Source organism: Peptoniphilus sp. DNF00840, assembly GCF_001553125.1.
GTDB lineage: Bacteria > Bacillota > Clostridia > Tissierellales > Peptoniphilaceae > Peptoniphilus_A > Peptoniphilus_A vaginalis.
The window spans coordinates 1-19671 of record NZ_KQ960205.1 but is presented as its reverse complement, the minus strand read 5'-3'; the positions used below and the strand labels follow the sequence as shown (position 1 = coordinate 19671).

Here is a 19671-nt window from a genome sequence, read left to right as displayed (position 1 = left end):
TTTTAACTGGAGAGAAGAAACTTTTTCTCCAGTATTTTTTTAATTAAAATTATAAAAAATTAGAGTCCTCTTCTTTATTTATGAGTGCCTATGATTTATGATAGAGAGAGTGAATACATAGAGGTGTTTTATGGAAATACAAGTAAAAGAAAATAATTATAAAATAGATATTGATTATAAAAGTGACGACAAGTTAATAGAATTTTTAAATGATATTAGCAAAGCAAAATTTTTGATAATTACTGACGAAAATGTCTTTTCTTTATACAAGGAAAGAATGAAAAATATAATGAAGGGCTTGGATTATTATATTTATAAGATTACTCCAGGGGAAGAATCAAAATCCATTGAAAACTTTGTTGATATAAATAAGTTCCTTGTAGAAAAAAATTTTAACAGGGGTGATGCAATAATAGCCTTTGGTGGAGGAGTAGTTGGAGACCTTGGTGGCTATGTTTCCGCAAGTTATCTTAGAGGTATTGATTTTGTTGCTGTTCCTACAACTTTACTATCAATGATTGACTCTTCGGTTGGCGGAAAAAATGGAATAAATTTTATGAATTTAAAAAATCAGATTGGGTCTTTCTATTTTCCAAAGTATGTGCATATTGATTACAGTTTTTTAGAAACTCTTGATGAGAGAAATATTAATAACGGACTGGCAGAAATTTTCAAGTATTCGGTTTTAAAGGACAGGGAACTTTTTGAATATTTAAAGTCAGCTGATGAATTGGATTATGAAAGGATTATTTATAAATCTCTAAATATAAAACTAGACTTTGTTAGAGATGATGAAAGAGATAAGGGTAAAAGACAACAATTAAATCTTGGCCACACAATAGGTCATGGTATTGAGTCTCTATCAAACTACCAACTTAACCATGGTGAAAGTATTGGAATAGGAACTATTTATATGGCAAGGGCAGCTTATAAATTGGGTCTTGCAGAAGATGACTTTTATAAAGACCTAATTGATGCTTTTAAAAATCATAATTTGCCAATATTTTATGATTTTGACTCAGATGAAATTTTAGAAGTTTTACATCATGATAAGAAGATAAAAAATAATAAAATAAACATAATTATTCCAACAAAAATTGGTGAAGTTGTAAGTAAAAGAATTGATTTTGATGAATTAAGGGAAATAATAGAACTTGGAAAAAATGGTTAATAGACTCATTGAAAATAAAAAATTATATGGAAAAATTTCAGGAATAACTTCAAAATCCTATGCTCATAGGGCAATCTTTTGTGCCGCTTTGGCAAGAGGTGAATCTATTTTAGAAATCGACAACTTGTCAAAGGATATAGAAGCATCCCTAAATGCTGTAGAGTCTTTAGGAGTAAGAGTTTCAAGAGAAGGAAGTAAATTTCACATTGAAGCTCCAGAAGAGTTTAATAAAAAAACACTTATTGATGTAGGAGAAAGTGGAAGCACCCTTAGATTTATTTTGCCAATTTTGGGAGCACTTGGAATTGAAGCAGAAGTTATAAGAAGGGGGAGCCTGGTAACAAGGACAAACTCCGTTTACTTTGACTTATTTCCAAAACATAGGGTTTCTATAAAAGAAGTTGGAGAAAAAATTTTAATCAGTGGAAAATTAACAAATTATAATTTTGAAGTGCCAGGAAATATTTCCTCTCAGTTTATTAGTGGTTTATTGTTGGCAGGTGGATCAGGTCAGGACTGCACTATTAAACTGACAAGTGAAAGAGAATCAAAGCCCTATATTGATATGACAATAGATGTAATGGATAAATTTGGAGTAAAGGTCCTAGAAGATAAAAATACTTATTCAAGCAGGGGAAGATTTGTAGGACAAGATTATATTGTTGAAAAAGACTGGTCTAATGCCCTATTCTTTCTAGCAGCTGGAGTAGAAGTTAGAGATTTAAATAAGTCTTCAATTCAAGGAGACAAAGAAGCATTAAGGTATTTTAATGAACTTGGACTTGAAAATATTTCAGATATTGGCTATAAATTTATAAAGAAAAAAGATGCTAAGGAAAAAATTATAATAGATGCAAAAAACATTCCTGATACAATTCCAATCCTATCAGTTCTTTGTGGAGTTTATGGAAAAAAAGTAGAAATCATAAACATTGAAAGACTCAAACTAAAGGAAAGCGACAGGGTAAAATCAACAATTGAAATGCTAGAAAGACTTGGGGTAGAAGTCTGTCTAAAAGAAAACTCCTTTTCCTTTAGAGGAGTTGAAATTTATAATTCATGTAAGATAAATTCCTTTAATGATCACAGGATAGCTATGTCTGCGTCATTTGCTGCAGGTTTTGCCAAGGGCCCTATAGAGATAATTGATAGCGAATGTGTAGAAAAATCCTACAAAGAATTTTATAAGGACTTAGCTTCACTAGGAGGTGAAAATCATGTCCTATAGTTTTGGAAAAAATTTTAAAGTAACCCTATTTGGGCAGTCCCATTCAAGTGAAATTGGTCTTGTCATTGACGGGATTGAAGCCGGATATAAAATTAACAGAGACCTTATTGCAAAAAACTTAAATAGAAGAAGACCTGGGAAAAATGAATTTTCAACTCCTAGAAAAGAAGAGGATTCTTATGAAATTGTAAGCGGAGAAGTAGATGACATAACATGTGGTGCACCTCTTTGTGCAATTATAAAGAACAAGGACCAAAGATCCAAGGATTATGAAAATCTAAGAGATGTGCCTAGACCATCTCATGCAGACTATCCAGCCTATGTGAAATTTGATTCTCACAATGATATAAGAGGTGGAGGCCAGTTTTCTGGAAGGATGACAGCCCCTCTTGTAATAGGAGGGTCAATTGCTGAAGACCTTTTAATGAAAAGAGGAATAAAAATTTACTCAAGGATTAAAAGCATAGGTTATGCTGAGGATTGTGAAATAAATTTAGAGGATATAAACGAAGAAAATTTTTATGACTTAAAAGAACAAGTTTTTCCTGTTATAGACCCATCTTCAAGAGAAAAAATGGAAACGGAAATTTTAAAGGCTAAGGAAGAAGGAGACTCCATCGGAGGCATAGTTGAAACTTTTATATTAAGTATGCCTGTAGGCATTGGGGAGCCCTTCTTTGATTCACTAGAGTCAGTGATTTCCCATGCAGTTTTTTCCGTCCCTGGCATAAGGGGGATTGAATTTGGAAGTGGTTTTGAAGCTGCAAAAATGCTAGGAAGCAACCACAATGATCCTTATTATTATGAAGATAATAAAATAAAGACTAGGACTAATAATCATGGGGGAATGATAGGTGGGCTTTCAAGTGGTATGCCAATTGTTTTTAGGACTGCTGTAAAGCCAACAAGTTCTATAGCTAAGCTTCAGGATACTGTTTCACTTAAGAACAAGAGTAATACAAAGCTAAAAATTGTAGGAAGGCACGATCCATCTATTGTGCCAAGAGCACTCGTTGCAATAGAAATGGTTACTGCTATAGCCCTTCTCGACCTAGTGATGGAAGGTGAAAAATGAGAAATTTAAAAGAAGATAGGGAAATCCTAGATAAAATTGATAATGAAATAATAAAACTGCTTGAAGAAAGAATGAAGATCATTAAAGATATAGGTCTTTATAAGTTAAATAACAATTTAAATACAGAAGATAAAAGTAGGGAAAGAGAAATTATCAAAAATTTAGAAAATGAGATTGATGGAGAATTTAAAAATATTGTAGACCCAATTTACTCTTCAATCTTTAAAGAAAGTAAAAAGCTTTCAGCCAAAATAAAAGATGAAAATTTTTCTTATGGATTGATTGGCGAAAGCCTATCTCACAGTAAGTCCAAAGAAATTCACGAACTTTTAGGATACTACCCTTATAACTTAAGAGATATAAAAACTAATGAATTAGATGAATTTTTTAAGTTGAGAAAGTTTAAAGGAATAAATGTTACTATACCTTATAAGGAAGTTTCAATGTCTTATCTCGATGAGACAGATGAACTTGCCAAGGAAATTGGAGCTGTAAATACCATAGTAAATAGAGATGGAAGGCTGATTGGATATAATACAGACTACCTTGGTTTTGACTACAGTTTAAAATTTTATGGAATTGATTTAAAAGATAAAAAAGTATTAATTCTAGGATCAGGTGGTGCTAGCAAGATGCTACAAAAGCTAGTTATGGATAAGGGAGCTAAGGAATTTGTAGTTATAAGCAGGTCCACTGAAGATAATTATGAAACTATAGAAAAATTTGCTGATTTTCAAGTTATAATTAACGCAACACCGCTTGGCATGTATCCAAATAATATGGAATCCAAAGTAGATCTGGCTAAGTTTAACAAATTAGATTTTGTCATAGACTTAATTTATAATCCACTAAAGACTAAGTTAATCCTTGATGCAGAAAAATTAAATATAAAAACTATGTCAGGTCTTATGATGTTAGTTGCCCAAGCTTTCTTTGGATGCGAACTTTTTTTGGATAAAAAAATAGATGAATCTTTAATTATAAAGATTTATAATAAATTAAAATTTAATATGGAAAATATCCTTTTAATTGGCATGCCATCATCTGGCAAGACAAGTATGGGTAAGATGCTTGGAGAAAAACTTAAGAGAGACTTTTATGACACAGATAAGTTAATAGAAGAAGAGGAAGACAAAACAATTCCAGAAATTTTTGTAGAAAAAGGCGAAGATTATTTTAGAAATTTAGAAAGCAAAATTTTAAAAGACCTTAGTAAGAGGAATGGTCTAGTAATAGCTACTGGTGGAGGAACACCTCTAAGAGAAGAGAATAGATATTATATCCTACAAAATTCTCTAGTTATATATCTTAATAGAAACCTAGAGAACTTAGAAACATCTGGCAGACCCCTTTCAAAAAATTTAGATGATCTTAAAAATCTTTATAAAGAAAGAAAAGAAATTTATGAGGACTTAGCTCATATAAAAGTAGATGTAATTGAAGATAAAATTAAAAATTTAGACATAATTCTTAAGGAAGTGGAAAATTATGAAAATTCTTGTGATTAATGGACCTAATATAAATATGTTGGGGATTAGAGAAGTAAATATTTATGGCAGTGATAACTATGAAAAACTTTTAGATAGCTTAGAGAAAACTGCTAATGAAGAAAAAATAGAACTTGAACACTTTCAATCAAATCATGAGGGAGCTGTTGTTGATAAAATTCAAGAAGCCTACAAGAAGTTTGATGGAATTGTAATAAACCCAGCTGCATATACTCACACCAGTGTCGCAATACTTGATGCCTTAAAGGCAGTAAGCCTTCCAACCGTTGAAGTTCATATTTCAAAAGTATCAGAAAGGGAAGACTTTAGACAAGTAAACTTTATAAGGGACTACGCTATAAAGTCCTTTGAAGGATTAGGAATATCCGGATATAAAGAGGCTATTATTTATTTAAAAAATTATTTAAAGGAGCAAGAATGAAATCACTTATAATTGACAATTACGATTCCTACACTTACAACCTCTATCAATTAATTGGAAAAGTTTCAGGTCTTGAGCCCATAGTAATTAAAAATGATGAAATGACATTTGATGAAATTTTAAATTTAGATTTTGATAATGTAATTATTTCTCCAGGACCAGGTAGTCCAGACAAGGAAAAAGATTTTGGAGTATGTAAGGAAATAATCGAAAAATTAGATAAACCAATCTTAGGGATTTGTCTAGGTCATCAAGGAATTTATCATTACCATGGTGGGAAAGTAGTAAGGGCAGAAGAACCTATGCATGGAAGACAAAGTTTCGTTAGACACAATGGCAAGGGTTTGTTTAAGGGAATAAAAAATAATTTTATTGTTACAAGATATCATTCTCTTACTTGCCAAGACGAAGAACTTGATAATATTGAAATTGATGCAAGAACTCCTGAGGGTATAGTAATGGGAATATCTCATAAGACTAAACCTATTTATGGTCTCCAATTTCATCCAGAATCCATAGCAAGTGAATGTGGAGAGGAATTAATTAAAAATTTTATAAATATTACTAGAGACTTTTATAATAAAAATCAACTTGTCTATGAAATAATTGAAAAAGATTTTGATACAGGTGAGCTTTATGAGAAACTTTATAGTTATGATGACAAGACTATTTGGCTTGATAGCAGCAAGGTGGAAGAAGGACTTTCAAGATTCTCAATTTTTGGCTTACAGGGAGAAAAAAGAGGACACACAATTAAGTATGATGTTGATAAAAAATTAGTGGAGAAAACTTTTGTAGCTTCAAAGAAAAAAGAAATCTATGAAGAAAATATTTTTGATTTTTTAAAGGCTAATAGACTTAGATGGGACTATGACGAAGCTCTTCCTTTTGACTATCAACTAGGTTATATTGGATATTTTGGTTATGAGTTAAAAAATGACACAGAGAATGTTTCAAATAATTATTCTTATTTCTATCCAGATGCCTATTTTAAATATTGTGACAGAGCACTTGTCTACGATCACTTAGAAAAGAAATTATATCTACTTTCATACAGAGATGATTTAGAATGGAAAGAAGAAATAAAAAATCTTTTAAATAAAGATTTAGAAAGTAAAAAAGAAAAAGAAGTAAAAAGAGATTTTCCAAAATTAAAGTTCGTAAAAGATAAAAAAACTTACATAGAAGATATTTTAAAAATAAAAGACTTAATTCGTGCTGGAGAAACTTATGAAGTTTGTTTAACAAATAGACTTGATATCTTTGACAAAATTGATGGAAAGAAGTATTATATGGAGCTCAGGGATAAAAGTCCTGGACAATATAGTGCCTTCTTGCCCCTTGATGAGTTAAAGATTGCATCTTCATCAATGGAAAGATTTTTGAGAGTAGATAAAAATAAAATTGTATCAACTAAGCCTATCAAGGGTACTATAAAAAGAGGAGAGTCAAAGGAAGAAGATGAGAGGTTAATCGAAGAACTTAGGAGTGAAGAAAAAACTAAGTCAGAAAACCTAATGATTGTTGATCTTCTTAGAAATGACCTTGGCAAGTACTGCGAGATTGGTACTGTTGAGGTACCAAAACTTATGGATGTAGAGACTTATAAGACACTACACCAACTTGTAACTACAGTCTCTGGAAAAATTAAGGAAGATGTTGATATAATAGAAGTTCTTGAAAAAACTTTTCCAGGTGGTTCTATGACAGGCGCACCAAAGAAGAGGACCTTAGAGATTATTGACGAACTTGAAACTTATCCTCGAGGTGTTTATTCAGGAACAATTGGATATATATCAAATAATTCAACCATGGATTTTAATATTGTTATAAGGACTGCTCTTATTGAAGAAGATAAGGCTACAATAGGAGTTGGAGGAGCCATAATCCTTTTATCAGATGAAGAAGAAGAGTTTGATGAAATTGTCTTAAAGGCCAAGGGTTCACTTCTTGCACTCCAATCTTATTACAATAATTTTGATGAAATAGATATTGAGGGAAGCAAATATTAAAATGAGAGAAAATTTAAGCAAAGCTAAAATTGTAAAAATTAGAGATATAAATCTTGGAGATGGCAAGCCAATATTAATTGCAGGGCCCTGCTCCATTGAATCACGAGACCACATAATAAATGAAGCCAAAGACTTAAAAAGATTTGGCGTTGACATAGTAAGAGGAGGGGCTTTTAAGCCTAGAACATCTCCCTTTGATTTTCAAGGCTTGGGATTTGAAGCTGTTGAATATTTAAATGAGGCATCAAAGGAAGCTGATGTCCCAGTAATAACAGAAGTTCTAAGCGAAGACCACGTTGAACTAATAAAAGATTATGTTGACGTATTTCAAGTTGGATCTAGAAATATGTATAACTATGCTCTTTTAAAAAAGATTGGTAAGACTAACAAGCCGGTAATTTTAAAGAGAGGATTTTCTGCAACTCTAAAAGAGTGGGAATTGGCAGCAAAATATATTGAAGTTGAAGGAAATGAAAATATAATTTTCTGCGAAAGAGGAATTAGAACTTTTGAAACTGAAATGAGAAATACTCTTGACCTTGCAGGAGCTTACATGATAAAAGAAAAAACTGGTTACCCTGTAATAGTGGATCCAAGTCATGGAACTGGAAAGAGGGAACTTATTGAACCTATGGCCAAAGCAGTTCTTGCTCTTGGACTTGATGGGGTTATGGTTGAAGTTCATCCAAAGCCAGACCAATCTATAAGTGATGCAGCTCAAGCAATAGGTTATGACATCTATAAAAGAATTGTAAAACATTTTGAGGAGTTTAATGAAAATAGAATTTGATGATGGTTATTCCTTTGGAAGAGGGGTCTTTGAAACCATAAAAGTAGTTGATGGGAAGCCTCTCTTTCTTGATAAGCATTTAAGGAGACTAAAAAAATCTTTAGAATTCTTTGGAATTGAAAGAGATATTGATGAAGAAAAAATTTATGAGTATATAAAATCTTCAGAAGAGAAAAATTTTGCCTTAAAGCTAATTGTTTCTGATAAAAACTTTATAGTGACAAGTAGACCTGACAATTATAGAGAAGATAATAAGAAGTTTAAATTAATTGTTTCAGATGTTAGGAGAAACTCAACTTCAAAAGTGGTCTATCACAAGAGCCTTTCTTATTATGAAAATATTATGGAGCATAGGTGGGCACAAGATAGAGGATATGACTCAGCTATTTTTATAAATGAAAGAGAAGAAGTTTGTGAAACATCCTTTGCAAATATTTTTTGTGTGAGAGAAGGAGAAATTTTTACTCCAACTCTTTCTTCTGGACTTTTAAAGGGAACTATGAGGGACTTCATTTTGGAAAACTACAAGATTAGGGAAGAAGTAATTTGTTTTAAAGACTTGGAAAGCTACGATGAAGTTTTTATTTCTAATTCACTTATGGGAGTTAGAAATGTATCCTCAATTAATGATGTAAAATTTAATAAGGACCAAGAAACAAAATTAATTCAAAGTGATTTGAAAGAATTTGGTTTTTAAATTAAGCTGGCAGTAAGCCAGTTTTTTATTTGAAAAATTTATTGTTAATATGAGCAAAAATTTTTAAACAGATGAAGAAAAATTATTTTTGTTGTAAAATTAAGACAGATGAAAAGGTGATTTTATGAAAAAAACTAATGCAATGAGAATTCTTGAAAGTGAAAAAATTAATTTTGAAATAATTGAATATTCCACTAAGGATGGAATAGGTGGAGTAGACGTGGCAGAAAAGTTAGGAGAAGATAAAGACAGGGTTTTTAAAACTCTTGTAACAGAAGCCAAAGCAGGAGAACACTTCGTATTTGTAGTTCCTGTGTCATCAGAGCTTGACTTAAAAAAAGCTGCAAAGGTGTCAGAATCAAAAAAAGTTGAAATGATTCCACAAAAAAAGCTCTTGCCACTAACTGGTTATATACATGGAGGATGTTCACCAGTTGGAATGAAAAAAGAATTTAAAACTTTTGTAGATTCTTCTGCAGAAGATTTAGATTTCTTTTATGTAAGTGGTGGAAAAGTTGGGATGCAAATAAAAGTAAATCCAAAGGAATTGGTCGACCTAATAGGTGGAGAATTTGCTGATATAAAAAAGGAGTAAGTATGTATAGAGATATTTATGAAGAGTGGCTTAAAAGTGATAAAGTAAGCCAAGACTTAAAAAATGAACTATTAAAAATGAAAGACAACGAAGAGGAAATAGAAGATAGTTTTTATAAAGATCTTGAATTTGGTACAGCTGGTCTTCGTGGAATTCTTGGACCTGGAACAAATAGGATGAATTATTTAACTGTAGGTAAGACTGCCCTTGCCCTTGCTGATTTAATCGATGAACTTGGAGAAGATGCCAAGAAGAGGGGAGTTGTAATTGGTCGTGATATAAGACATGGATCTTATGAATTTTCTATATTGACCGCAAAAATATTAGCAGATAGGGGAATAAAAGTTTATTTGTTTCCAGGAATTTGTCCAACTCCACTTTTAGCTTATTCTATAAGATACTTAAAGACTATTTCCGGAATAATGATTACTGCATCTCACAATCCAAAAAATTATAATGGGTTTAAACTCTATTGGGAAAAGGGGTCACAAATTCTAAATGATATTGCAGATGAAATGGAAGAAAAATCAAATAGAATAAATATTTTGGATTTTGATTTCAATAGTTTAAAAAAATTAGGTGAGTACAAAGAGATTAAATTCTTGGGAGAAGCTGTAATAAATTCTTTTTATAAGGATACTCTAAATCTATCCTTAACAGATGATATCGACAAGGATATTAAAATTGTTTATACACCACTGAGCGGTTGTGGAAATAAATTTGTAAGGAAAGTTTTATCAGAGAGGGGTTTTAAAAATGTTTATGTTGTATCTGAACAAGAAAATCCTGATGGAGATTTTACTAATGTATCCAATCCAAATCCTGAAGATATAAGAGCTTTTGATAAGACCATAGAACTTGCGAAAATAGAAGATGCTGATATCATAATTGCAACGGATCCAGATTCTGATAGGGTGGCTGTCCTTGAAATGGGAGATGAAATTTTAAGAATTAGCGGTAATCAAATGGGATTTATCTTAGGCAACTTCTTGCTTGAAATGAATATCCATAAGAATATAGAAAACCCTGCCTTTGTTAAGACAGTGGTAAGTGCTGACCTAATTAAGAAAATTGCAAAAGATTATGATGTTGAAGTTTTTGAAACCTTAACAGGATTCAAAAATATTTGTAACTTGCCAAATATTTGGGATGAAAGTAAAGAGCATAACTTTATCTTTGGATATGAAGAATCTATTGGTTATGTAATTGGAAACCATATTAGAGATAAGGATGCAGTAGGAACTTCTATGATAATTGCTGAGATGGCAGGATATCTAAAGAAAAGAAATCTCAAAATAAAAGATTATATTGAAGAAATTTACAAAAAATATGGCTACTTTGAAGAATATCTTGACTCAGTCTATTTCGAAGGAAAAGATGGAAATGCTACTATGAAAAAAATTATGGAAAGTTTCAGAGAGCTTGATTCCTTTGAAAAAATTGGCGACTTAAAGAAAAAAGAAGACTTTATAAAGGATGAAGAAAAACCACAAGATCTTTTGAAGTTTTATTTTGATGATGAGACTTGGTTTGCTCTTAGACCATCAGGCACTGAACCAAAATTAAAAATTTATGCTTATGTGGTATCTGATAATAAAGTCGAAGCCAAAGAAAAAATAAAAATTATGAAAGAAGAGATAATGGAAAAAATTCATACAAGTAGGTGAAAAAATGATTCTTTATTGTGACTTTAATCCAAAAATTGTTAGAGAATTTAATTTAAAAGATGAATCAGATGACATTATTGAGTCCTCAAAGATTTACCCAAGTGGTCATGGGATATATATGGCTCTTTTTACAAAAACACTTGGCATAGATTCAGAAGTTTTTATGTTGAAGGGCAATAAAAGGGGTAGAGAAATTGCATTGTCCCTAAGTCAACTGGGAATTGATGTGAACTTTACAGGTCTTAAGGATGAAAATGTAGAAGAAGTTTTAATAAAATCCAATGATTCTAAAAAGGTTTATAGGACTGAAGACCCAAGAATAACTATGGAAGACAGGTCTGATATATTAAACTCCTTTGAAAGATCCTTATACAATAAAAAAATAGTTGTTATTCCCAAAATTGATTTAAAGGGTTTAGATGATGACATTTACGAAAAACTCGTAAATATTTGCTATCAAAAAAATGTTAAGGTTGCTGTTAATCCTATAAAGCTTGATAAAATTGAAAAGGCCAATCCCTATATACTAATGTTTGATAAAAATGACATAGAGAAAGATAAAAAAATTAATTATACTGGAGAAGTAATTGAATTCAACAAAAAATTTATAAAGTCTGGAACTAAAATTGTTTTTGTTAATAGTAAAAGGGCAACAATTATTTCAACAGAAGAAAAAAATTATAGGGCCTATATAAACAAGGAAAAATTAGAGAATAAAGTTTTGACAGAAAAGTTTGACACAAGTCTTTGCCTTTCAGGTCTTGCTATAGCTCTTGATAGAGATTATGATTTTATAACTTCAATAAAACTTGCAATCTCTTGTGGAGTGTGGGAAAATTTTGTTGAAAAAGATAAAATTGAAATGAGCGCTATAAAAAGAATTATGAATAGCGTTGAAGTGGAAGAAATTTTATAAATATAGGAGGGAATATGAAAAATTTTCACTTAAATAGGGAAGATGTTGTTTTTACCTTTATTGATATTCAAGACAAATTATTAAAGGCAATGTACAATAAGGATGAAATTGTTAAGAACTCAACTGTATTAGCAAAGGTGGCAAGCACAATTGGCGCCGAAGCAATTTATACAGTTCAATATCCAAAGGGACTTGGTTTTACTAATGAAGAAGTTAAGGCTCCCCTTAAAGATAAAAAGGAATTTCCTAAGTTAACTTTCAACTCTTATGGAGACGAAGAAATAAAAAAAGAATTTGACAGACTTGGTAAAAAACAAGTAGTTCTTTGTGGAATGGAAACTCATATTTGTGTCTTCCAAACTGTTAGAGCTTTACTTGAAGCAGGGTTTGAAGTTTTCGTTGCAGCAGATGCCTTGGGTTCAAGAAGTGAAGAAAACTCCAAAAATGGAATGGAACTCCTTCGTGAAATGGGAGCAGTTATTTCTAATACAGAAACAATTTTGTTTGACCTTGCAGGTATAGCAGGAACAGATGAATTTAAGACTTTGCAAAAATTAATAATTTAATAAAATTCTTAAGATGAGAGCATCCACATGGATGCTCTTTTTTAGTCTAATTCTGTGATATAATTATTTTGGTGATAAGATGAAAATAATTCACACTGGTGATTTACATTTAAAAAAATTTTATAAGGGACGACTTCCTTTAGAGGTTTCAAATAAACTTTTAGAGGATTCTTGGCGTGCTCTCTATGAAGTTTTTGAATTTTCAAATGAAGTCCAAGCTGACATTATTTTAATTGCTGGTGATTTATTTGAAAGAGAATTTTTTAACTTAAGAGATTTAAATAGATTTTTAGACTTGGTGAAAAAACTTAATGCTAAAGTTTTTATTGTCTTTGGTAATCATGACTATCTTTCTGAAGATAATTTATTTTTAAAGGTAAACTTGCCAGAGAATTTATATATCTTTAGTAATGAACTCGATTATTTTGAGTTAAGTGAATTAAAAACGAGAATTTATGGAATTTCCTACGACTCTTTTGCATTTAAAAAAGATTTTAATGATATAAAATTGGACCAAAATTTTATAAATATAGGTCTCTTTCATTCTGACTTAAAAGATGAAAGGTATTTGCCATTAAGTAAGGATTTCTTGGAGAAGTTTAACTATGTTGCCCTAGGTCATATTCACAAGAGGGGGAAGGTCTTTGACAATACTTATTACTCGGGATCTTTAATTCCTCTTTCTTTTAAAGACCGAGGCAAGAGAGGGATAATTTTTTTAGATGATGATAAAAAAACAATTGAGTTTAAAGATTTTTCAAGAAGAGAGTTTGTAAATCTTGAAATAAATTTAAAAAAAGAAATGACTTATAGTGAAGTCCTAAATTTAATTCAAGATCAAATCGAACAAAATAATCTTTATAGGATAATACTCAAGGGAGAAACCCTTCATCCAAGAGATATCGAAAACTTCTTAAAAGAAAATTTGTCAGCATTTTATTTTGAAATTCAAAATGAATTAGTTGATTCTTATGAAGAATATGAGATAAGGGACAAGTATATAATTGATCTCTTAGATAGTTTTGCTTCTAGTAAGATGGAACAAGAAGCAAGAGAACTTTCAAAAAAATTTATTTTGGAGCAAGGCTATGATAATTAAAGAATTAGGACTTTTAAATTTTGGAAAATTTGAAGATAAAAAGATTGAGCTCCAGGAAGGAATAAACCTGATTTACGGCAGAAATGAAAAGGGCAAATCTACAATCGTAAATTTTATAGATGGGATTTTTTATGGCTTTAGTCGTGACTCCCTTGTGAAGAAGGTTCGTGATGATTTATTTGAAAAATCGAGACCTTGGAATTCAAATTTATATAGGGGTTACATTATTTTAAATGACAAGGGAGAGGATTTTAGGATTAGCAGAGACTTTGATAAGGACGAATGTTCAATTTTAAATCTCAAAACTGCTGATGACCTATCAGATGACCCTAGAATTTTTATGTATTCTAGGATTCCTCAACCAGGGGTTTTGTTTTTTGATTTAAATAGAAAAATTTATAAATCGACTTTTTTTATTGGTCAAAGATTAAGTCAGCTTGATAGTGATGCCAGTGTAGAATTACAAAATAGGATTAATAATTTTTCTGTTTCTGAAGATGAAAATGTTGATTTGAGTAAGGTCATAGAAAGGATGAAGGAAGACCTCTATGATATAGGAACAAAAAAGAGAAAATTATCAGAAATCGGAAGGATTAATGATGAATTAGAAAAGATATCAAAGGACAAGGTTAACTTCATAAGTCTTAAGGAAACCTATGAGAAGTCAATTGATAAATACAAGTCTTCTAAAGATAATTTAAGAGATTTAGAAGAGAAGCTTAGGGGACGAAAGCTCTTTGAATTTGAGAACTTAAAAGAAAAACTAAGGGAATGTCATGAAAGTAATTCAGAAAATGATGAAAAATATAATTTTGCCGATCTTGAAAAGGCAATTGAAATAAACAGGAGTCTTGGAATCTACTCTAGTAAGCTTGATGATTTATTATCAGTTGAAAGAGAAAGCTTTGATGTTGACCTTGATCTTGAAGAGGACTATCAGAGATTTAAAGAAATAAATAGGGAGATACAAGCGTTAAACGAAAATAATTATTCTAAAGAAAGAGAAATAATTTCATGGGATATAAAAAATACCGAAAAAGAAGTTTTTAAATATATTTTAAAATTTCTTTCATCTTTTATAGGTGGACTTCTTGTAGTTTTGATTTCTATTTATTTAAAAAAATATTTGATTTCTACCCTATCTTTTATATTGTTTGCTTATTCATATTTTAGGATTGCAAAATATAGAGAGAATAAGGATCTACTAAATAGATTGAGAAATAAATACCAAAATTATAAAAAGAAATCTCAGGAAAAAACTTTAATAAAGAAAAAATTTGATAAAGAAATTGATGAAATTTTAATTAAATATGGTGCTAGAGATAAAAAAGAACTAAGTGAAATTTTTGATTCAAGAATCGAAGAAAACTTAAAAAATATTTCTAAAAATGAATACAATAGAGAATGGATAGAAAAAAATTCTCTAGAAATAGATGATACTAAGAGAAGTATTTTTAATCTTGAAGGGGAACTTCAAAATATATTCCATAAATATGAAGTTGAGAATATTAAGGATTTGAAAAATCTGTTTTATGAAAATAGAGATGCAAATAGGATAAGTGAATACAAGTATAGGATTAAAGAACTTGAAAAAGAAAATCTCACAGGGAATATTTACAGAGAAGAATCTATTGATGAAATACAAGAAAAAATAGATTTTGAAAAAAATAATATTTTAAACTTAGAAGGAAGCTTAAAAACACTTGAGGACTCCTTAGAAAAATTAAGAGTTTTAGAAGAGAGATCCTTTGAACTAAAGGAAAAATTAAAGGAATTAGAATATAAGAAGGAATTGTTAGAAATATCTATCGAAAGATTTGAAGACTTTGTAAAGGCAAGAAGAGTAGATAAGCTTCCGCTTCTAAAGAAAGAAATTTCAATATATTTGGATGCAATGACTTCTGGTAAATATAATGAAATTTTAATTGATGACAGTTTAGGCATAAGGGTTTATGATAGAGACATAGAAAATTACGTTGGATTAGATAGTCTAAGCCTGGGTACTATTGATCAGATTTATCTAGCTTTTAGACTATCTATATCAAAAATTATTAGTGACAAGGAAATACCTATAGTGCTTGACAGCCACTTTGATTCTTATGATGACTTCAGACTTAAAGAAGCTCTTGAAATTTTACAAAATAATGAACAAGTTTTAATCTTTACAAGCACAAATAGGGAAAAAGAAATTTTAGATAAATATAGTATGACATATAAATTAATTACAATTTGAGGTGTATATGATATTCGCAATTGGGGATCTTCACTTCGACTACACACAAGAAAAACCTATGAATATTTTTGGAGACAACTGGGAAAATCATGAAGAAAAAATAATTAAGAATTGGAAAGAAGTTGTCAAAGAAGATGACTTAGTTCTTTTACCAGGAGATATTTCTTGGGCTCTTAAACTTGAGACAGCTACTTATGACTTAAAAAGAATTGATGACCTTCCAGGAATAAAAATAATTTCCAAGGGAAACCACGATTATTGGTGGTCTTCGCTTAATAAGATGAATAATCTTGGCTACAAGACCATACATTTTATTCACAACAACTCCTTTGAATACAAGGGTTATTCAATATGTGGTACAAGGGGATGGGCTGCTAGAGATTCCTTTGAGTTTTCTGAAAATGATGAAAAAATTTATTTGAGAGAAGTTCAAAGATTAAAAAATTCTCTAGATTCTTGCGTAAATAAAAAAATTATTGCTATGATTCATTATCCACCCTTTAACCAAGACTTAAGTGTCAATGAATTTTCACAAACTTTAAGCGATTATGAAGTGGAAAAATGTGTCTATGGACATCTTCACGGAAAGGGACACAAGTTTTCTTACGAAGGAGACATGGCAGGAGTTGACTATCACTTTGTAGCAAGTGACTTTTTGGATTTTAAATTAAAGATAATTGAGGAGGACTAATGGAAAGAGAAATAGAAGTTAAACTTCTTGATATTGATGTAGGAGAATTTGAAGATAAAATAAAAAAGATTGGTGGCAAATTTGTTAAAGAAGAAAATCAAACCAATATTACTGTAAATTCAACAGCTCATAAGATTTACAAAAAGAAGGGGTATTTGAGAATTAGAATTTCTGAATCCTCTGATGGAGAGAAAAAATATTTTACCTTTAAAGAAAATGTTTCTGATTTTAAGGTTAGGGACAATATAGAACACACAACAGAGATTACCAGTGTAGATGATCTTATTAATATTTTGAAGTGCCTTGGATATGACATATATCACAAGGGCTTTAAGCATAGAAAAAAATATTCCTATAAAAAATTTATTATTGACATAGATACTTGGGACAAGGATACTTATCCAAAACCATATGTTGAGATAGAAGCACCTAGTATGGAAGATATTTATCACTTAGTAGATATATTAGAAATACCTAGAGAGAAAGTTTCAACAATGTCTATTGATGAACTTAGAAAATCTTTAAAAAAATAGTATGACATATATAATATATGTGTTATAATATTTTTAGAAAACAAGGAGGAATTATGTCTAAGTATAATTATATTAAATGGTTTGATGAAATCGGTAAAGAAGATGTAGGAATTGTTGGAGGAAAGGGAGCTAATCTTGGTGAGTTAACTAGCTTTGGGCTACCAGTGCCTCCAGGATTTTGTGTAACAGCAGAAGCATACACTAAATTTATTAAATACGCAGAACTTGATGAAGTTGTTAAATTATTAATGGAAGCTGTAGACGTTGAAAATGTTGACGACCTTACTAATGCTTCAAAGGAAATTCAAACTAAGATTAGAGAAAAAGACTTTGACCCTGAACTTGAAGAAGAGATTCTAAGAGCTTACAGAGAATTTTCTGAAAATATTGGAGTTAAGGACCCAGAAGTTGCAGTTAGATCATCTGCTACTGCAGAAGACCTTCCAGATGCATCCTTTGCAGGACAACAAGATACTTACTTACACATTAGTGGCGAAGAAGAACTTTTAAACCACATTAGAGATTGCTTTGCATCCCTTTGGACATCAAGAGCAATTTACTACAGAGAAAAACAAAACTATGATCACTTTGATGTAGCTCTTTCTGTTGTAATTCAAAAAATGGTTAACTCAGAAAAATCTGGAGTTATGTTCACAGCAAATCCAATTAATAACTCTAAAGATGAAATGATGATTAACGCATCTTATGGACTTGGAGAAGCTGTTGTATCAGGTATAGTTACTCCTGACGAATATATTATTGACAAAAAGACAAAAAAAGTTATTGAAAAAAATATTTCTGAAAAAGAATATATGGTAATTAAAAATGAAAATGGTGTTGGAACTAGGACAGTTAATGTTAAAGATGTTTTAGGAGAAGATGCTATAAAGGCAGAAGCTCTAGCACCAGAAGAACTTAACACTCTAATTGAAAGAGGACTTAAGGTAGAAAAACTTTACGGATCAGTACAAGACACTGAATGGGGATTTGATGCAGATACAAAAGAATTTTACTTCCTACAATCAAGACCTATAACCACTCTTGAAGAAGAAAAGGAAGAAAAATTAGTTACCCTTTGCAAAGGTCTACCAGCTTCTCCAGGAATTGGAAGAGGTAAGGTAAAACTTATTAAAGATATTTCCGAAATCAACCTTGTTGAAGAAGGTGATGTTCTTGTAACTGCTATGACAAACCCTGATATGGTACCTGCTATGAGAAAGTGCGCTGGTGTAGTCACTGATGAAGGTGGAAGAACTTGTCACGCAGCAATTGTTTCAAGAGAATTACAAATACCTTGTATAGTTGGAGCTAAAAATGCTACAAAATCTCTTAAGACTGGTGATAGTGTTACAGTTGATGCAGTAAGAGGTATTGTTTATGAGGGTGAAGTTCTTAAAGAAAAAGAAGAAAAGAAAACTGAAAGTCAATCTTCAGGACCAAGCCTTGGAAATATTGACGAACTTAGAAATTTGTTTGCACCAACAACTGCTACTAAGATTTATATGAATCTTGGCGAACCAGGACTAATAGATAAATATAAAAACCTACCAATGGATGGTATTGGTCTAATGAGAACTGAATTTATCTTCACTAACATGATAGGTGCTCATCCAATGTATCTTGTAAAGACTGGTCAAGGAGACCTAATGGTAGACAAACTTGCTGAAGGTATCTCTAAAGTTGCTCAAGCAATTTATCCTAAGAATCTTGTTGTAAGAACAAGCGACTTTAGAACAAATGAATTTAGAGGTCTAAAGGGTGGAGACGAAGTAGAACCAATTGAAGCAAACCCAATGATTGGTTGGAGAGGCGTTTCAAGATATATTTCTCCAGAATACGAAAAAGGATTTAGACTAGAATGTCAAGCAATCAAGAAAGTTAGAGAAGAGTACGGTCTTACTAACGTAATTGTTATGCTACCATTTGTTAGAACTCCACAAGAACTTAAGGTTGTTAAGGGAATTATGGCTGAAGAAGGTCTAGTTCAATCAAAGAACTTTAAGATTTGGATAATGGCAGAAGTACCTGCAGTAGTTCTTCAAGCTGAAGAATTTGCAGAACTAGTTGATGGATTCTCAATTGGATCTAACGACCTAACACAATTAGTAATGGGAGCTGATAGAGACTCAGGAATCCTTAACAACATGGGATACTTTGATGAAAGAAATGATGCAGTTAAGATTGCTCTTAAGACAATAATTGATGCAGCAAATAAGAAGGGAATCACTTGCTCAATCTGTGGCCAAGGTCCAAGTCAATACCCAGAACTTGCAGAATTCCTTGTTGAATGTGGAATAACTTCAATGTCAGTTAACCCTGATACAGTTGAATATACTAGAAGACTTGTTGCAAGTGTTGAACAAAAAATAATTCTTAAAAAACTTAGACAAATGTAAATAAAATTAAATTTTATAAAAGAAATAACCTCATGAAATTGAACTGACCCCCAAAAGTTGGACTTAAAAACCA

The 19671-nt window shown here is 31.0% G+C and carries 17 protein-coding genes; all 17 read left to right on the top strand.

All coding sequences use genetic code 11. The features are described from left to right. Nucleotides 1-130 precede the first annotated feature (130 nt). The 17 genes from aroB to ppsA all read left to right on the top strand — a co-directional run bounded on the left by aroB (nucleotide 131) and on the right by ppsA (nucleotide 19598). Nucleotides 131-1171 carry a 3-dehydroquinate synthase gene (gene aroB, locus HMPREF1864_RS03830; protein ID WP_062571525.1) on the top strand — a complete coding sequence of 347 codons (1041 nt, stop codon included), beginning with the start codon at nucleotides 131-133 and terminating at the stop codon, nucleotides 1169-1171. Continuing rightward, nucleotides 1164-2399: a 3-phosphoshikimate 1-carboxyvinyltransferase gene (locus HMPREF1864_RS03825; protein ID WP_062571560.1), complete on the top strand. Its 1236-nt coding sequence runs from the start codon at nucleotides 1164-1166 to the stop codon at nucleotides 2397-2399. Before aroB ends, HMPREF1864_RS03825 begins: the two co-directional genes overlap by 8 nt. Next, a complete protein-coding gene (gene aroC / locus HMPREF1864_RS03820; RefSeq protein ID WP_062571524.1) occupies nucleotides 2389-3474 on the top strand; it encodes a chorismate synthase in 1086 nt (361 codons plus the stop codon). Before HMPREF1864_RS03825 ends, aroC begins: the two co-directional genes overlap by 11 nt. Next, the gene (locus tag HMPREF1864_RS03815) at nucleotides 3471-4982 is read left to right on the top strand and encodes a shikimate kinase (protein ID WP_062571523.1); all 1512 of its coding nucleotides are present in this window, start codon (nucleotides 3471-3473) and stop codon (nucleotides 4980-4982) included. The genes aroC and HMPREF1864_RS03815 overlap by 4 nt, the downstream gene beginning before the upstream one ends. Beyond that, nucleotides 4963-5403, top strand: coding sequence for a type II 3-dehydroquinate dehydratase (gene aroQ / locus HMPREF1864_RS03810; RefSeq protein ID WP_062571522.1), 441 nt, complete (start codon nucleotides 4963-4965; stop codon nucleotides 5401-5403). The genes HMPREF1864_RS03815 and aroQ overlap by 20 nt, the downstream gene beginning before the upstream one ends. Further along, nucleotides 5400-7415: an aminodeoxychorismate synthase component I gene (gene pabB, locus HMPREF1864_RS03805; RefSeq protein WP_062571521.1), complete on the top strand. Its 2016-nt coding sequence runs from the start codon at nucleotides 5400-5402 to the stop codon at nucleotides 7413-7415. The genes aroQ and pabB overlap by 4 nt, the downstream gene beginning before the upstream one ends. A gap of 1 nt (nucleotide 7416) precedes the next feature. Continuing rightward, on the top strand, nucleotides 7417-8205 hold the full coding sequence (gene aroF / locus HMPREF1864_RS03800) for a 3-deoxy-7-phosphoheptulonate synthase (protein ID WP_062571559.1): 789 nt from the start codon (nucleotides 7417-7419) through the stop codon (nucleotides 8203-8205). Then, on the top strand, nucleotides 8189-8902 hold the full coding sequence (locus HMPREF1864_RS03795) for an aminotransferase class IV (RefSeq protein ID WP_062571520.1): 714 nt from the start codon (nucleotides 8189-8191) through the stop codon (nucleotides 8900-8902). The genes aroF and HMPREF1864_RS03795 overlap by 17 nt, the downstream gene beginning before the upstream one ends. A gap of 124 nt (nucleotides 8903-9026) precedes the next feature. Beyond that, nucleotides 9027-9497, top strand: a complete 471-nt coding sequence (gene ybaK / locus HMPREF1864_RS03790) for a Cys-tRNA(Pro) deacylase (RefSeq protein WP_062571519.1) — start codon at nucleotides 9027-9029, stop codon at nucleotides 9495-9497. Nucleotides 9498-9499: 2 nt separating this feature from the next. Further along, complete coding sequence (locus HMPREF1864_RS03785) at nucleotides 9500-11164, top strand: phospho-sugar mutase (protein WP_062571518.1); 1665 nt, start codon at nucleotides 9500-9502, stop codon at nucleotides 11162-11164. 4 nt (nucleotides 11165-11168) lie between these two features. Beyond that, the gene (locus HMPREF1864_RS03780) at nucleotides 11169-12080 is read left to right on the top strand and encodes a 1-phosphofructokinase family hexose kinase (protein ID WP_062571517.1); all 912 of its coding nucleotides are present in this window, start codon (nucleotides 11169-11171) and stop codon (nucleotides 12078-12080) included. Between the two features lie 14 nt (nucleotides 12081-12094). Beyond that, on the top strand, nucleotides 12095-12646 hold the full coding sequence (locus HMPREF1864_RS03775) for an isochorismatase family protein (RefSeq protein WP_062571516.1): 552 nt from the start codon (nucleotides 12095-12097) through the stop codon (nucleotides 12644-12646). A 79-nt stretch (nucleotides 12647-12725) separates the two neighbouring features. Further along, on the top strand, nucleotides 12726-13745 hold the full coding sequence (locus HMPREF1864_RS03770; protein WP_062571515.1) for a metallophosphoesterase family protein: 1020 nt from the start codon (nucleotides 12726-12728) through the stop codon (nucleotides 13743-13745). Beyond that, nucleotides 13735-15978, top strand: coding sequence for an ATP-binding protein (locus tag HMPREF1864_RS03765; protein WP_062571514.1), 2244 nt, complete (start codon nucleotides 13735-13737; stop codon nucleotides 15976-15978). Before HMPREF1864_RS03770 ends, HMPREF1864_RS03765 begins: the two co-directional genes overlap by 11 nt. 7 nt (nucleotides 15979-15985) lie before the next feature. Continuing rightward, complete coding sequence (locus HMPREF1864_RS03760) at nucleotides 15986-16669, top strand: metallophosphoesterase (RefSeq protein WP_062571513.1); 684 nt, start codon at nucleotides 15986-15988, stop codon at nucleotides 16667-16669. Continuing rightward, on the top strand, nucleotides 16669-17202 hold the full coding sequence (locus tag HMPREF1864_RS03755; protein WP_062571512.1) for a class IV adenylate cyclase: 534 nt from the start codon (nucleotides 16669-16671) through the stop codon (nucleotides 17200-17202). The genes HMPREF1864_RS03760 and HMPREF1864_RS03755 overlap by 1 nt, the downstream gene beginning before the upstream one ends. A gap of 53 nt (nucleotides 17203-17255) precedes the next feature. Beyond that, a complete protein-coding gene (gene ppsA, locus HMPREF1864_RS03750) occupies nucleotides 17256-19598 on the top strand; it encodes a phosphoenolpyruvate synthase (protein ID WP_062571511.1) in 2343 nt (780 codons plus the stop codon). The last annotated feature ends 73 nt before the right edge of the window (nucleotides 19599-19671 follow it).

Coding starts and splice junctions, on each gene's coding strand:
- HMPREF1864_RS03785 (WP_062571518.1), top strand. CDS start 9,500: ATGTATAGAGATATTTATGAAGAGTGGCTTAAAAGTGATAAAGTAAGC.
- HMPREF1864_RS03780 (WP_062571517.1), top strand. CDS start 11,169: ATGATTCTTTATTGTGACTTTAATCCAAAAATTGTTAGAGAATTTAAT.
- HMPREF1864_RS03815 (WP_062571523.1), top strand. CDS start 3,471: ATGAGAAATTTAAAAGAAGATAGGGAAATCCTAGATAAAATTGATAAT.
- aroF (WP_062571559.1), top strand. CDS start 7,417: ATGAGAGAAAATTTAAGCAAAGCTAAAATTGTAAAAATTAGAGATATA.
- aroQ (WP_062571522.1), top strand. CDS start 4,963: ATGAAAATTCTTGTGATTAATGGACCTAATATAAATATGTTGGGGATT.
- HMPREF1864_RS03765 (WP_062571514.1), top strand. CDS start 13,735: ATGATAATTAAAGAATTAGGACTTTTAAATTTTGGAAAATTTGAAGAT.
- aroC (WP_062571524.1), top strand. CDS start 2,389: ATGTCCTATAGTTTTGGAAAAAATTTTAAAGTAACCCTATTTGGGCAG.
- HMPREF1864_RS03770 (WP_062571515.1), top strand. CDS start 12,726: ATGAAAATAATTCACACTGGTGATTTACATTTAAAAAAATTTTATAAG.
- HMPREF1864_RS03755 (WP_062571512.1), top strand. CDS start 16,669: ATGGAAAGAGAAATAGAAGTTAAACTTCTTGATATTGATGTAGGAGAA.
- HMPREF1864_RS03760 (WP_062571513.1), top strand. CDS start 15,986: ATGATATTCGCAATTGGGGATCTTCACTTCGACTACACACAAGAAAAA.
- aroB (WP_062571525.1), top strand. CDS start 131: ATGGAAATACAAGTAAAAGAAAATAATTATAAAATAGATATTGATTAT.
- HMPREF1864_RS03825 (WP_062571560.1), top strand. CDS start 1,164: ATGGTTAATAGACTCATTGAAAATAAAAAATTATATGGAAAAATTTCA.
- HMPREF1864_RS03775 (WP_062571516.1), top strand. CDS start 12,095: ATGAAAAATTTTCACTTAAATAGGGAAGATGTTGTTTTTACCTTTATT.
- ybaK (WP_062571519.1), top strand. CDS start 9,027: ATGAAAAAAACTAATGCAATGAGAATTCTTGAAAGTGAAAAAATTAAT.
- pabB (WP_062571521.1), top strand. CDS start 5,400: ATGAAATCACTTATAATTGACAATTACGATTCCTACACTTACAACCTC.
- HMPREF1864_RS03795 (WP_062571520.1), top strand. CDS start 8,189: ATGAAAATAGAATTTGATGATGGTTATTCCTTTGGAAGAGGGGTCTTT.
- ppsA (WP_062571511.1), top strand. CDS start 17,256: ATGTCTAAGTATAATTATATTAAATGGTTTGATGAAATCGGTAAAGAA.